This is a genomic window from Kiloniella laminariae (assembly GCF_027214005.1).
Lineage (GTDB): Bacteria > Pseudomonadota > Alphaproteobacteria > Kiloniellales > Kiloniellaceae > Kiloniella > Kiloniella laminariae_A.
Genome location: NZ_JAPWGY010000001.1, coordinates 525855 through 539450 on the forward strand (window position 1 = coordinate 525855; position 13596 = coordinate 539450).

13 protein-coding genes are annotated in these 13596 nt (G+C 54.3%); 8 read left to right on the top strand and 5 right to left on the bottom strand.

The window, feature by feature from the left end; genetic code table 11:
- The first annotated feature begins 141 nt into the window (after positions 1-141).
- A complete protein-coding gene (locus O4H49_RS02310) occupies positions 142-960 on the top strand; it encodes a cyclase family protein (protein ID WP_269421794.1) in 819 nt (272 codons plus the stop codon).
- Positions 961-998: 38 nt separating this feature from the next.
- Here O4H49_RS02310 and O4H49_RS02315 read toward each other — a convergent pair whose 3' ends face one another.
- The gene (locus O4H49_RS02315) at positions 999-2189 is read right to left on the bottom strand and encodes an MFS transporter (protein ID WP_269421795.1); all 1191 of its coding nucleotides are present in this window, start codon (positions 2187-2189) and stop codon (positions 999-1001) included.
- A gap of 105 nt (positions 2190-2294) precedes the next feature.
- Between O4H49_RS02315 and O4H49_RS02320 the strand changes: the two genes are divergently transcribed.
- On the top strand, positions 2295-2813 hold the full coding sequence (locus O4H49_RS02320; protein ID WP_269421796.1) for an Lrp/AsnC family transcriptional regulator: 519 nt from the start codon (positions 2295-2297) through the stop codon (positions 2811-2813).
- A 1-nt stretch (position 2814) separates the two neighbouring features.
- Complete coding sequence (locus O4H49_RS02325; RefSeq protein WP_269421797.1) at positions 2815-3441, top strand: dienelactone hydrolase family protein; 627 nt, start codon at positions 2815-2817, stop codon at positions 3439-3441.
- Positions 3442-3521: 80 nt separating this feature from the next.
- Here O4H49_RS02325 and O4H49_RS02330 read toward each other — a convergent pair whose 3' ends face one another.
- Together O4H49_RS02330 and O4H49_RS02335 are read right to left on the bottom strand one after the other, a co-directional pair.
- The gene (locus O4H49_RS02330) at positions 3522-3950 is read right to left on the bottom strand and encodes a hypothetical protein (protein WP_269421798.1); all 429 of its coding nucleotides are present in this window, start codon (positions 3948-3950) and stop codon (positions 3522-3524) included.
- Positions 3951-4209: 259 nt separating this feature from the next.
- The gene (locus O4H49_RS02335) at positions 4210-4905 is read right to left on the bottom strand and encodes an ArsR/SmtB family transcription factor (RefSeq protein WP_269421799.1); all 696 of its coding nucleotides are present in this window, start codon (positions 4903-4905) and stop codon (positions 4210-4212) included.
- Positions 4906-5136: 231 nt separating this feature from the next.
- On the opposite strand from O4H49_RS02335, the gene O4H49_RS02340 reads away from it, so the two are divergent.
- The 5 genes from O4H49_RS02340 to O4H49_RS02360 all read left to right on the top strand — a co-directional run bounded on the left by O4H49_RS02340 (position 5137) and on the right by O4H49_RS02360 (position 11444).
- Entirely contained in the window at positions 5137-6849 is a 1713-nt protein-coding gene (locus O4H49_RS02340) for an ATP-binding protein (RefSeq protein ID WP_269421800.1), read from the top strand.
- Positions 6850-6975: 126 nt separating this feature from the next.
- The gene (locus O4H49_RS02345; protein WP_269421801.1) at positions 6976-8109 is read left to right on the top strand and encodes a lipid A deacylase LpxR family protein; all 1134 of its coding nucleotides are present in this window, start codon (positions 6976-6978) and stop codon (positions 8107-8109) included.
- Between the two features lie 85 nt (positions 8110-8194).
- Positions 8195-8599 carry a carboxymuconolactone decarboxylase family protein gene (locus O4H49_RS02350; protein WP_269421802.1) on the top strand — a complete coding sequence of 135 codons (405 nt, stop codon included), beginning with the start codon at positions 8195-8197 and terminating at the stop codon, positions 8597-8599.
- A gap of 238 nt (positions 8600-8837) precedes the next feature.
- Entirely contained in the window at positions 8838-9839 is a 1002-nt protein-coding gene (locus O4H49_RS02355) for a quinone oxidoreductase family protein (RefSeq protein ID WP_269421803.1), read from the top strand.
- Positions 9840-10016: 177 nt separating this feature from the next.
- A complete protein-coding gene (locus O4H49_RS02360; RefSeq protein WP_269421804.1) occupies positions 10017-11444 on the top strand; it encodes an aldehyde dehydrogenase family protein in 1428 nt (475 codons plus the stop codon).
- Between the two features lie 74 nt (positions 11445-11518).
- Here O4H49_RS02360 and O4H49_RS02365 read toward each other — a convergent pair whose 3' ends face one another.
- Positions 11519-12295 carry an aspartate/glutamate racemase family protein gene (locus tag O4H49_RS02365; protein ID WP_269421805.1) on the bottom strand — a complete coding sequence of 259 codons (777 nt, stop codon included), beginning with the start codon at positions 12293-12295 and terminating at the stop codon, positions 11519-11521.
- 93 nt (positions 12296-12388) lie between these two features.
- A complete protein-coding gene (locus O4H49_RS02370) occupies positions 12389-13585 on the bottom strand; it encodes a M24 family metallopeptidase (protein WP_269421806.1) in 1197 nt (398 codons plus the stop codon).
- Positions 13586-13596: the final 11 nt, after the last annotated feature.

The window sequence follows — 13596 nt, forward strand, 5'->3', positions numbered from 1 at the left end:
TCTCAGTAGATATTCATGGTATGGTTGCTGTCTCTTCATCAGGCCGCTGCCTCGTCCCTGGTTTTGTTTCTGGTTTTTGAACGGGCTTTCACGGGGAAGCGGAAAATAACAGTCTGTACTTAACAGGGAGAAGATGCCGCTATGTGTGATGTCTGTGTTATTGAATCCGTCAAAAGGAAAATGCTGTCCCGTCGTGACCTGTTCAGAAAAGCCGCGCTGGGGGCATCGGCTGCGGCGCTGTCGACCACGACCTTTTCCACACCGGTTCTGGCGGGTGGACCCGGGCGAGCCGAAGATATGACCCACGAACTGCACGAGGACTTCCCGACCTTTTTTGGCGAGCAGCAGTTTTTCCGCGACCAGAAATTCAATTACGAGGAACACAAGTTCAATCTGCTGGAACTGCGGATGAACGAGCATACGGGAACCCATGTCGACGCCCCGTTGCATTTTTCCGAAAATGGACAGTCGGTGGCCGAGATCCCGATCAGCAATCTGGTGGTGCCGCTCTGCGTGATTGATATCAGGGAAAAGGCCGCAGCAGATGCCGATGCCCAGGTGACACCGGATGACATCAAGGCATGGATTTCCCGGCATGGCGAGATCCCAGACAAAGCCTGTGTGGCGATGAACTCCGGCTGGGACAAACATGTGGGCGGGGAGATGTTCCGCAATGTGGATGCAGACGGCAAAATGCATTTTCCCGGCTTCCATGTCGAAGCTGCCCAGATGCTGCTGGAAACCCCGACCATCGGGATCGCCACAGACAGTCTGTCACTGGATTACGGTCTGTCCCCGGACTTTGCCACCCACTATGCCTGGCTGCCGGAAAACCGCTGGGGTCTTGAATGCATCGCCAATCTTGACAAGGTTCCGGCAAGTGGCGCGGTTCTGATTGTCGGTGCCCCCAAACACCGCGGCGGCACAGGCGGCCCGGCCCGGGTCATGGCGATGGTCTGACCCGGCAGGTTGAAGAGTTTTTGCATGGAGGGCCCGGGTCAGGCCGGATTGGCGGTTATCTTTCCGGTTTCCCGGCGTCGCTTCATGCCGTCGATAATGGCTGGCAGAATGCAAAGGGCGGCGAGCAGGGCGCAGGCGGAAAGGCCGGAGAGCTCGTAGAGTGGCCTGAAGCCGATGGCTCCAACAAAGACACAGAGATAGGCCACGGCGGAATAGAGTCCCATGATTGCTCCGCGCTGGGTCGGATCAAGGGCGGTAAGTCGGCCCACAATCAGATTAAGGCCCAGATGGTTGACGCCGCCCCAGACAAAGCACATGACGACGAGGCTGAAGAAATCCTTTGCTGCCAGGGCCATGGAGCCATAGGTCATGGCAACAGCCGTGAAGACAAATACGGCAATCCGCGCGGCCCCGTGGCGATCTATAAAACGATCGAGCACGACAGCGGCACCAAAACCAACACCATATGCAACCGTTGCCAGCCCGCTGACAGAGGTGCTTTTGCCGAGCACGGTTTGTAAATGGACCCCGAGGTAGCTGTAAAGGCCGTAAAAGGCAGTCATAAAGGCGGCGCAGACCATCAAGGCCCGGATGATCCCCGGTACCCGCAGGGCGGTCAGGGGAGATGTCGCGCTGTCGCGCCGAACGGCTGCTCCCCAGCCTGGTGATTCTCCAAGCCTGTCCCGTCGTCCGGTAAGATAGAGACTGGTGACAATCATCAGGGCGATAAAGGCGATCACCCCAAAGGCCGCGCGCCAGTGCAGCAAATCAGTCATCAGCGCGGAAAGGCTGACCCCGAACACCAGACTGATGGTCCAGCCCGTCAGAACGATCCCAAGGGTTTCGCTTTCGCGCCCCTGCGGTGCCAGTTCTGCCGAAAGACCATAAGCTGCGGGCAGGGTTACCCCGGCTGCGATACCAGCTAGCGCCTGCCCGGCACAGAGCACCCAGAGTGTTGGTGCCGTTGCGGTGATGATCAGCGCACAGGTCAAAAGGCTTAAGGCCAGCAGCAGGGCCCGTTTCCCGCCGATACGATCAATCAGTGGTGCCAGCAAAAGTGCACTTGCAGCCGTCGATAGCCCATAGGCCGCCGAGGCCAGCAGAACATCCGCAGCATCCGTTCCGGGAAAGGAGCGGGCAACGGCCCCGGCAATGGGGCTGAGCAGAAGTGAGTTTGATCCCACAATGGCAACCGAGGCTGTCAGCAGGAAGATAGGGAAGGTGAACATTCGGACTGGCCATGAGTTATATACTGCATTGAACGGTAATTGCCGAATATGGTATTGTGAAGTGATTAATTCGCGGAATGATAAAAAAGAGATACTGTTCGGAAAATGACGGATACCCCCCGCCCACTTGATGCGATTGACCGAAGAATATTAGGTGAACTCTGCCAGAAAGCGGATCTCAGTTTCGCCGAGCTGGGGGATCGGGTTGGCCTTTCTGCCCCGGCAACCCACGAACGGGTCAAGCGTCTGCGCGCGGATGGGCGGATCAAGGGCACGGCGGCGCAGCTGGACGGCCCGTCGATTGGCAAACCTCTGCTGGCGTTTGTTCATGTGGATACCTCTGGCTGGGGAAAGTCGCCGGAACTGATGGACCTGACAGAACTTCCTGAACTTGAAGAAATGCATTCCGTCACCGGGGATACCTGTATGCTGCTCAAGGTGCGACTGCAGAGCAGTCAGGCGCTGGAGGGTTTTCTCGCCCGGCTGTACAAAATCACCGGGGTTCGGGCGACCCGCAGCTATGTGGCGCTTTCGACCTACCTTGAACGCGGTGTTCAGGCTGGTATTTCTGAAGAGTTGTTGCTCGACCGAACGTATCCCTCAACCGGGGAAGAGGGGGGCTGAGATGCCTGTACTGCTGATCACCGACATCTGGGGCCGCAGCCCGGAAACGGAAAAACTGGAGCAGAAACTTCGGGGGGTGGACTATGATGTACAGCAGCTTGACTCCTATCAGGGTGAAACAAGGTCCTTTGCCTGTGAAGCGGATGCCTATGCGGCTTTTATGGCTGACTGCGGTCATGAGGTTTATGCCGCCCTGGTCGAAGAAGCTGTCAGGGAAGTATCGCAACAATCCGCAACAAAGCTTGTTCTGCTGGGCTTCAGTGCGGGAGCATCGGCGGCCTGGCGCGTGGCAGGGAGCGAGAGCAAGCATCCAATTCATCACCTCGCCGGCTTTTATCCCGGACAGATCAGAAACAGTCTTGAGCTGAGCCCGTCTTGTCCTGTGACCCTGGTTTTTCCGCGAGTTGAAGAACACTTTTCTGTCGATGCCGTGATTGCAGAGCTGGAAAAAAAGCCGGATGTGGTTTGCTTCAAATCGGCGGGTGAACATGGGTTTATGAACCCGCTCTCGCGCAACTATCTCGCCAGCGAGGCCCGGAAATACCGGGACATTCTCTGTGAAGGGGAAAAGCTGCTGGACGCCAGGGGCTTAAGGTGCGCTGTTGCTGAGTTGGTAGGAGAGAAATAGGCAATCTGTTTGCTGGTCGACCTGTTAATATTCATGGTCTTGAGCCGAGCACTGTTTTTGCCTGTTCGTATTCTAAAATATTATCTATTAACCACATACACACGTTGAGCGCCCATGTTGCCCACTATAAAGATGGCGATGGTAATGATAAGCACAACTATGCCGAGGTATGTCAGAACGCCAAATATAGAGAGCTGGACAATACTGCCGCCAAGTCCATAAACAAAATTTGTTTCTTTGAAATTTTTAAATACTAAATACATTGAAATAAGAACCCCAATAATCATGAGGATAATTCCATTCAGTATATCGCCATTTTCTTTTAGAGCATCCAGCCGCCATTCATGGCCTATGGATATTAAAATTAATGATGCACCAACAATTACAAATGAAGTCATTGTGAAAAAGCGATAACCGAACTTTCTATTGCAATGATTATTAAAAGTTAAAAAACTAAAAAAAGCTCCAGCAAGAATAATGATGCCAATGATTATTTTTAACACAAGCATAGTTAAGTCCTTAACTTAATCGAGCAGAAAAATATCCATTTCCCTGACGGATTATACGGGGTTTGAGTTTGGCTCGCATAAGTTGTATAAGTGATTATTTTTTGAAGTCAAGCTAGCTTTTTGAAGGGCGAAGAAAATTGATTTGTTTGGGAGAAATAACTTCATTCTTCACATTTTCATCCGTCATGTTTCCATTGTTAACAAAGATAGTTCCTTTGTCTTGACACATTTTGTAGGAAGAAGAATTGTTTAAATAAAATCAGCATTCGATGAGGGGAAAGAGTTTCTGGAAGCTGACTTCGCCTGGCCGTGAGAATTCGACAATACGCTGGCCCTCGACCCGTTTGGCCCAGCCCTTGTGATAAAAATGTTCCAGCAGGGCTGTACCCAGAGATCCCGCGAGATGGCTGCGGCGGGCGCTCCAGTCGAGGCAGGATTTGCACAGGGGGCGGCGCGACTGGTTGAGCGGGGAGATGTCGATCCCGAGATCGGCGACAAAATCCCGTCCCTGATCACTGAGAATCAGCAGATCTTCATCCGCCTGTTCCTGAAGAAAACCCCGGGCTAAAAGGCTGTCATACATTTGCACGCCCAGCTCGCCGGCAAGATGATTGTAGCAGACACGGGCCTTGCGCAGAGCAGGAGCCCTGGGGCCTGTACGGGTGCGGGTATGGCCTTTTTTTGCTGCCAGCCCCATCATGGTTTCAAGCAGTCCGCCGACATCATCGTCAGCCAGAGTGAAATAGCGGTGTCGCCCCTGTTTGCGTTGGCGGATCAGACCGCCGCCCTCAAGCTTGCCGAGGTGGGCGGAGGTGGTCTGCAGCGTAATCCCGGCCTCTGCCGCCAGTTCACTGGCCGTCAAAGCCTTGCCGCTCATCAGTGCCGTAAGCATGTTAGCCCGGGCGGGGTCACCGATAAGAGAACCCAAAAGGGTGATGTCTGGTCCTTCTTTCATGCTTCGACAATAGACGAAGTGTGTTTGGAGCGCAAGAGTGACTTTTTGAGGCGCTCTTCATAAAATAACAATCTTTACTGTGGATTATAGAAGAGGTTCAAGCTGTGGTCGAGCAGGGTGGATGCTTGTGAAAAAATTGACTGCCCCCACATCATTGTTCTGGCGGTGACAGGACCTTCGAGAGGAAACAGGACCCCGCAAGAGTAAAAATCCTTGATCAGGAGTGTAAATTTGGCAGATTTGCCCAGGCAGGACGTGAAGGCCTTTGATATTTCAGACCTTGAACAGATTCAGGATCTGTTCGGGGCCCTGAACAAGCATGCGCTGGTTCTGGTCATGACGGCTGATCAGCTGATCAGCTATGCCAACCAGAAATACCTAGATCTCAGTGGATATACCGCGAAAGAACTGATCGGGCAGCATGTCAAAATCCTGCGGTCAGGTTACCATTCCGACGATTATATCGAGGATATCTGGGGAGAGTTGCACCAGGGAAAACCCTGGTCCGGGGTTCTCTGCAGCCTGAACAGGGAGGGAACCCATTACTGGGAAGACCTTACAATTACCCCTTTCTGTCGCAAGGCAGATAATTGCAGCTATTTCCTATGTGTCAGCACGGATGTCACGGCGATGAAAAACCGTGAACAGATCATGGTGGCCTATAATGACACCTTGACCAATATTGCCCTTGGATTGCCGCTCAAGGAAATATTTGACCAGCTTATCCTGCGTATCGAGGCAACCTATCCCCATATGAACTGTGGTGTGATGCTGCTGGAAGATGAGTGCTATCTGCGCAGCACAAGCGGGCCCAGTTTGCCACAGTTCTATAACGAGGCGACGGACTTCCTTGAAATTGGGGAGTTTGTGGGCTCCTGTGGGGCTGCTGCCTGGGGACAGAAGCTGGTTGTGGTCGAGGATATATACAACCATCCCAACTGGGAAGAAGTTGTGCCCCTGATGCAGCAAACACCCTTTCGGGCCTGCTGGTCACAGCCGATTATCGGATCAGATCAAAAGACGCTGGGGACCTTTGCCATCTATTACAAGACGGTCAGACCCCCAGACCGTTCCGAACTGGATCTGATCCTTTCCTGCGCCCAGATATGTCGTGTGGCGATAGAAAGTCATGTTGCGCGGCAGGAGCTGATCGAACAGCGCAATCATGCTGAAGCTGCCAATCTGGCCAAGGGAGAGTTTCTGGCCAACATGAGCCATGAATTGCGCACACCCCTGAATGCTATTCTGGGGTTCTCGGGGATTTTGCAAAAAGAGCTGTTCGGCCCGATCGATAACAAACGTTATAAGGGCTATATTGATGATATCGAGGGTTCAGCGAGCTTTCTGCTCACTATGATCAACGATATTCTCGATATTTCTGTGATTGAAACCGGGAAGCTCTTCCCTTTGCCAAGGGTCCTTTCCGTTATAGAGATCCTCAAAAGCTGTGAACGTCTAGTGCGCAACCGGGCAGAAGAAGCCAGACTGTCACTTTCTATCCGGCTCCCGGAAGAGGAATGTTATATTCGTGCAGATGACCGTCATGTGAAACAGATCCTGGTCAATCTTCTGGTCAATTCGATCAAGTTTACCCCTGGAAAAGGGCAGGTTTCCCTCACGGTAAAGCCGCTAGATCAAGCCGAAGGAAACATGGTGGATGCCGACAATCCCTCTTCTGATGGGGGGGCTATCAGGTCGTTTATAAGTTTTATCGTCGAGGATACCGGGGTCGGGATAGAGGAGAAAGACCTGTCCAAGGTGCTAGAGCCGTTTTATCAGGTTCAAGGGAGCATGACCCGCAATCACAGTGGTGTTGGCCTGGGATTGGCCCTGGCCTTGAAATTGGCGCGTGCCCAGGGGGGCGATCTGACAATCAAAAGCAAGGTGGGGGAGGGAACCAGAGTGACAGTGAACCTGCCCAGAGCGGATCGTCCGCGTTCGTGACTTCTTGCTTTCCGAAGCGGGCCGGAATCAGGTCCCTGAGAAGACACTGGACATGTGTCCTCTCTCTGCCCTAAATAGCCGATGTTTCGAATCGGATAATCAGTTTAACCGGGGGTTCCTTTATCCATGCTGTCCATGTCATTTACCCGGCTGCACTGTCGCAAGCTGTTGGTGTCTTTGGGCTTTGCCGGGATCGGGATGTGGAATTCTAACCTTGCCCTGTCCCAAACTGCTGCTCAGGAAACAACTGATACGCCGCAGGAGCAACCTGTCGTTATTGAAACACCAACCCTGGAACAGCAGGCCCGGGGCCGGATTTTTGATAAAAAACGGGACCAGATTATTACCCTGGTGATCGAAAATGATTCTCTTGGCGCCGCGGGGACAGATAAAAATTATACCAGCGGGGTCCGGCTGGGCTATCTGGATCTGAACGCAGATTTACCCGAAGTGGCCTATGCGCTGGATGAAGTGATTCCGACCTTCGGGATCAATGACACATCCAGCGTGTTCTATTCCGTTGGTCAGAATCTCTATTCTCCCGAGAACATCCGCCAGCGGGAGCAGGACCCGGATGACCGTCCCTGGGCGGCCCACCTTTACGGGTCCATGGGGCTTGTGACGATTACAGGCAATCACGTCGATGAGGTTGAAGCGTCTGTCGGGATCGTTGGGCCAGCTGCGCTTGGGGAACAGGCACAGAAGTTTGTCCATACCCACGTAACGCCAGACAGTCCAACCCCGCGTGGCTGGTCGAACCAGCTCAATCACGAACCGACACTTTCGCTTGGCTGGCAGCGCCGTTATCCCAAGGCTCTCTCTGTCGAGGGGGCGGGTATGTCTCTGGCGGCTTCGCCATACTACGGTGCCATGCTGGGAAATGTTCACACCTTTGCCGATGTCGGCGTGACCTTCAGGCTGGCCCCGGTCAAGGACCAGTGGCAGGACAACCCGGTGAGGGTGCGTCCAGGGCTTCCGGGGACAGGAGCATTCGAGGTTCCTGAAGATGGCTGGAGCTGGTATCTCTTCGCGGGGGCAGAGGGACGGGCCGTTGCCCAGAACATTTTCCTCGACGGCAACACTTTCAGTGATTCCCACAGTGTAGACAAAAAGGTCTTTGTCGCAGATCTCAATGCCGGGCTGGCGATGACCTATGAACAGTACCGGATCAGCTATACCATGATTTACCGGACCAAGGAGTTCGAGGGGCAGGACGATCCGGGTGTCTTCGGCGCTGTCAGTTTTGGTTATCAGTTCTAGGTTCTCTCAGGCCAGTAAAACGGAGAGAACTTTCAGAGGCGATATAGTTGATATACTGTGTCTTTGTCTTTGAGGAGAATTATTGATGTCCACTGTTCTGCCACCGAAAAATCCCGAAAACGATCCCCGCATCAAGGCGGTGTTCGATGATATCAGGACAACCCGCAAGACGGATTTTATCAATAACATCTGGCGCTATCTGGCTTTTGATGCCGATCTGCTGGAACGCACCTGGGCAGAGGTCAAGGCGGTGATGGCTACGCCATCAGCGCTTGATCCCCAGACAAAGGAAATGCTGTATCTTGCCGTATCGATCATCAATAACTGTGCGTACTGCGTACACTCGCATACGGCAGGAGCCAAGGCCAAAGGGATGACGCAGGCCCAACATGCCGAGTTGCTCAAAATTGTGGCGCTGGCCTCGAAAACCAATCAGCTGGCTGTTGCTCTACAGGTTCCGACGGATCCGGAATTTCTGCTCGAAGAATAAATCTGCTTCTTTTTCCGCAATCCCGCCCTATATAGCAAAGAGCGTGTAGCGTCGGGGTTTTTCGGCTATACTACCGGTCTGAAATTTGTCCCTGCAATGGCAGGTGGTTCCTTTTTACTCGTCCTGGACTGAATTTTATATCGCTGAAGTGTTCGTCGGACGAGCCCGTCGTTTTAAGAGTGTCACAATCGAAAACCATGTCCTGATAAAGTGCAGGGCGGAAAACAGGTGAGAAGTCATGGCTTATGTAATCGTTGCCCAGACAAAGGGTGGACCCGAGGTATTGCAAAGGGTGGAGCTGGATCTGCCCGAGATGTCAAACCTTGGTGCGGATGAGGTGTTGGTACGCCACACGGCGGTTGGCGTGAATTTTATCGACTGTTATTTCCGCAGCGGACTTTATCCCTGGGATAAGGAGAAGGATCTGGTTCTCGGCAGTGAGGCTGCTGGCGAGATTATCGCTGTGGGCCCTTCCAGTGATGGACAGGGCAGCGGGTTTGCTGTGGGGGATCGTGTGGCCTATACCATCCCCAATGGCGCCTATGCTTCGCACCGGGTCATGACGACAAAACATCTGGTCAAATTGCCAGATGGCATCGCAGACGAGGTCGCTGCGGCTTCCATGCTCAAGGGTTTAACTGCCCATTATCTTTTACACAAAAGTTTCGAGGTCAAGCCCGGCCAGACGGTGCTGTTTCACGCTGCAGCTGGCGGCGTCGGACTGATTGCCGGGCAGTGGTTAAAGCATAAAGGCGTGATTGCAATCGGCACAGCAGGCGGGGCAGAAAAATGTGCGCTGGCGGCAAAGAACGGCTATGACCACGTGATTGACTATACCAGCGAGGATTTTGTCGCGCGGGTGAAGGAAATTACCGGCGGGGCCGGGGTTGATGTTGTTTACGACAGTGTGGGCAAGGATACCTATCCGGGGTCTCTGCAGTGTCTCAAGACCTTTGGCACACTGGTCAGTTTTGGCCAGTCATCCGGGCCGGCACTGGATTTCAAGCTCTCGGATATTGCAGCCGGGTCTTATAGTGTTACCCGGCCTGTGCTGTTCCACTTTACCAACTCGGAAGGGTATCTGGAAGCTGCTGCGGCTGAACTTTTTGCCATGCTTGAAAGTGGAAAAATTAAAGTCGTGATCAACCAGAGTTTCCAGCTGGATCAGGTTGCTGATGCCCATCGTGCTCTTGAGGGACGCAAAACGACAGGCTCGACTGTGCTCACTTTGGCGATGTGATCTCCGGCATCAGGTTTTGTCGATGATCTGAGGGCCCAGTGGGATGTCTTGTCAGTTCGCTCTTTACTTTGAGAGCTGAACAATGCTTGACTGTGTTCTGAATTTTTTACACTGACTTTGTTGCTGCACCGGTAAGAACAGACCGGTGGCTGGCGTGAGATTTTAAGGAGATGTCTGTTGCTGGATAAACGTAATTTTTACATCAACGGTGCCTGGGTCGCCCCGGCAAAACCCCGTGATCTTGAAGTAATCAACCCGGCAACCGAGGAAATCTGTGCCGTGATTTCCCTTGGTGATCAGGCCGACACTGATGCGGCCGTTGCCGCGGCACGGGCGGCTTTTGACCCCTGGTCAATGACTTCTAAAAAAGAGCGTCTGGATATGATCCGGGCGCTGCTGGAAGAATACAAGCGCCGCAATGATGACATGGCCGAAGCCATTTCATTGGAAATGGGTGCACCGATTGACATGGCAACCAGTGCGCAGGCGGGCTCAGGCAGCTGGCATATCGAAGGTTTTATCGAGGCTTTCGAAAAGATGACACTGGAAAGCAGACTGGCCAATGATGAGTTGATCGTCCGCGAACCCATTGGTGTTTGCGGACTGATCACCCCGTGGAACTGGCCGATGAACCAGGTGACGCTCAAGGCGGTTCCGGCAATGGCAGTGGGCTGTACCGTCGTGCTGAAACCCTCCGAGGTTGCACCGCTTTCCTCCATCGTCTTTACCGAAATGGTTCACGCTGTCGGCTTCCCGGCCGGAGTGTTCAACATGGTCAATGGCGACGGGGTCGGTGTTGGTACCCAGCTTTCCTCGCATCCAGATGTGGACATGCTGTCCTTTACCGGATCTACCCGTGCAGGGGCTTTGATCACCAAAGCCGCCGCCGACACAGTCAAGCGTGTGACGCTGGAACTGGGAGGCAAGGGAGCAAACATCGTTTTTGCCGATGCGGATGACAAGGCGATTGAACGCGGTGTCAAACAGTGCTTTGGCAATACCGGACAATCCTGTAACGCGCCGACCCGGATGCTGGTCGAGCGGTCGATCTATGACAAGGCAGTGAAAGTCGCAGCCGAGACAGCTGAAAAAGTACGGGTTGGTGATCCGAAAGAACACGGCAACCATCTCGGTCCGGTGGTGAGTGATGTTCAGTTTGGCAAGATCCAGGACCTGATCCAGGTCGGTATCGACGAAGGTGCCCGCCTGATTGCAGGGGGCACGGGGCGTCCCGAGGGACTGAACCGGGGCTACTTTATCCGCCCGACCGTTTTTGCCGACGTCAACAACGACATGCGCATTGCCCGCGAAGAGGTTTTTGGTCCGGTGCTGACCATGATCCCCTTTGACAGCGAGGAAGAAGCCATCCGCATTGCCAACGACACCGTTTATGGTCTGACCAATTACATCCAGACCCAGGACAAGGAAAAAGCCAAGCGTGTTGCCCGGCGCATGCGCAGCGGTATGGTGCGGATCAACGGTGTTGATTCAGCTGCTGCGGCACCGTTCGGGGGCTATAAACAGTCCGGTAATGGTCGCGAAGGCGGGATCTGGGGGCTGGAAGATTTCCTTGAAATCAAACATGTCACCCAGTGGAAAGACTAAAAATTCAGCCTGACCTGTCAGGCTGAAGCAAAACAAGAACACCCCGGCGGATCACAATTCGCCGGGGTGTTCTTTTATGACTTGTGGGTGAAGATCCGGTCCTTGCGTTTGGGGCGTGCTGTTATATTCATCAGCTGCAGGGCGTGCCAGGCGAGGACCTGATTGCTGGTCAGTACGGGTTTGTTGAGCCGGGCTTCCAGTTCTTCGACAACCTCGGCAGCACGAAGTGCGGTGCAGGAGATGAACAGCAGATCAGCCTGTGAATCACAGCTGATTTCTGCCGCCCGGATCAGGGCATCGGTCGGGACCATCGCGACATCGATATCATCGTCCATGCCAAAGCCGGTGACGTTGAGGACCTCGAAACCCTGATCAGAAAACCAGTCAGCCAGAGCGTGATTGATTTCATCAGGATAGGGGGTGAGGATCGAGATCCTTTTGCCGCCAAGAGTATCAATGGCGGCCTTGGCAGCGGACAGGGGCGTGGTGACGGGGATGCCGGGCCAGGCCTGACGGATCAGGGTGGTGATGCGTTCCACGCCAATGGCAACCGAGCCGGAGGTGCAGGCATAGATCATGGCATCGACGCCGCGCCCGGGCATGATCCCTGAGGCCGCGCGGGTGACGTCTTCGGCCATGGTCCGCAGATTTTCGAGTGTCAGCGGATTGGCGTTGAGCACACGGTTGGTAAAGGCGACCAGGCCTTTGGGCAGCAGACCCGGCAGTTCTCTTTCCAGGGTGAAATCTGTCCCGAGCATGAGAACGCCGAGACTGCCCAGTGGCGCGCGGTCCTCGAGTTCGAAATCCTGGGGCAGAATGCTGAAGAGAGGCTGGGGGTCTGATGGGCTCATGGTCGGTACCTGATCAAATTAAAGGGGCCTGTACTTCTGGTCTGATCTTTTTGATGTCTCGGTCTGGTTCAAAGTCAGGATAGCTGTAAGGGGTTAAGAAATAATGGGCAGCTCTGGTGACGCCCGACGGCTGAGAAGTCTGGCACCGTTCTCGGTAATGATGATGTTCTCCTCGTGTACCATCTGTTTTCCTGGCGCGTAGGTCATGCCCGGTTCCAGAGTTAACACAGCTCCCGGGCGCAATGGTGTGTCATCGCGATCGGTAACAGAGGGGCCTTCGGTCAGCTGCATGCCCAGTCCATGCCCCATCCGCCCGACATCATTGCCCAGAGCCCCCCCGGCTTCGAGGATGTTCCACATGGCGACCCAGATATCGCGCAGCGTAGCGCCGGGGCGGGCGGCGGCAAATCCTGCATCGGTCGCGCGGTAGACGGTGTCATAGGCCCGACGGGTGAGATCGGATACCTTGCCAAAGGCAAAGTTGCGGTCAAAGTCACAGAAATAGCCGTCAAAGGTGGTGCCGGTGTCGATAATCAGAACATCACCCTGTTCAATAATACGATCAGAGGGCCCCATGATGATATTGTCATAGCCGTCAGGGCCGGAACCGCTGATCAGATAGGGCGAGTTGTCGGCGCCACGACGTAACAGGTCCATGCGGAAATCCTGACAGATCTCGCGTTCGCTCTGTCCGCTGTGCATCCTTTGCGGCAGATTTTCAAAGGCGGCAGACGCGAGATCGCAGATATGGTGGATCCTGGCGATTTCAGCCGGGGATTTGATAAAGCGCAACTGACGGATCAGGGGAGCACAGTCGATGATCTCGAGAGCTGCAAGCCGGGTCGAGAGCTTCTGGAAATCCTGCAGGGGCAGACGCAGGAAAGTCTCATGCCCCATCGGGACCCCAAGCCGCCCGTAGCGGCGGGACAGGGCGGTGATGGTCTCTGCCAGCAGGGAAATGCCATCGTCTTCCGGTCTTGGAGCAGGCCAGGTTCTGATATCATCAAGCCAGGTTGCCGCCATGCCGCTGAGACCTATTTCAGGAATAACAGCGACGGGTTTGCCTTCAAGCGGCACAATCAGAAACCACGGGCGGGTCGGACTTTCCCAGAACTGGCTGTGAAAGCCGGAAAAATAACGCACTTCGGGTTCTGTGCTCAGCAACAGGGCATCAAGCCGTTGGGCCCGCATCTGTGCCTGGGCGGCGGCAAGGCGCTGTTCAAACTCCTGTGGCGGAAATCCACGCGGGGGAGTGGCGGATGCCCGAGACGTATTTCTATCTGCTGTCATCGTGTTTTTCC

What these genes read in the sequence shown, in the direction of transcription:
- O4H49_RS02310 (WP_269421794.1), top strand. Translation starts at nt 142, where the DNA reads ATGTGTGATGTCTGTGTTATTGAATCCGTCAAAAGGAAAATGCTGTCC.
- O4H49_RS02315 (WP_269421795.1), bottom strand. Translation starts at nt 2,189, where the DNA reads ATGTTCACCTTCCCTATCTTCCTGCTGACAGCCTCGGTTGCCATTGTG.
- O4H49_RS02320 (WP_269421796.1), top strand. Translation starts at nt 2,295, where the DNA reads ATGACGGATACCCCCCGCCCACTTGATGCGATTGACCGAAGAATATTA.
- O4H49_RS02325 (WP_269421797.1), top strand. Translation starts at nt 2,815, where the DNA reads ATGCCTGTACTGCTGATCACCGACATCTGGGGCCGCAGCCCGGAAACG.
- O4H49_RS02330 (WP_269421798.1), bottom strand. Translation starts at nt 3,950, where the DNA reads ATGCTTGTGTTAAAAATAATCATTGGCATCATTATTCTTGCTGGAGCT.
- O4H49_RS02335 (WP_269421799.1), bottom strand. Translation starts at nt 4,905, where the DNA reads ATGAAAGAAGGACCAGACATCACCCTTTTGGGTTCTCTTATCGGTGAC.
- O4H49_RS02345 (WP_269421801.1), top strand. Translation starts at nt 6,976, where the DNA reads ATGCTGTCCATGTCATTTACCCGGCTGCACTGTCGCAAGCTGTTGGTG.
- O4H49_RS02350 (WP_269421802.1), top strand. Translation starts at nt 8,195, where the DNA reads ATGTCCACTGTTCTGCCACCGAAAAATCCCGAAAACGATCCCCGCATC.
- O4H49_RS02355 (WP_269421803.1), top strand. Translation starts at nt 8,838, where the DNA reads ATGGCTTATGTAATCGTTGCCCAGACAAAGGGTGGACCCGAGGTATTG.
- O4H49_RS02365 (WP_269421805.1), bottom strand. Translation starts at nt 12,295, where the DNA reads ATGAGCCCATCAGACCCCCAGCCTCTCTTCAGCATTCTGCCCCAGGAT.
- O4H49_RS02370 (WP_269421806.1), bottom strand. Translation starts at nt 13,585, where the DNA reads ATGACAGCAGATAGAAATACGTCTCGGGCATCCGCCACTCCCCCGCGT.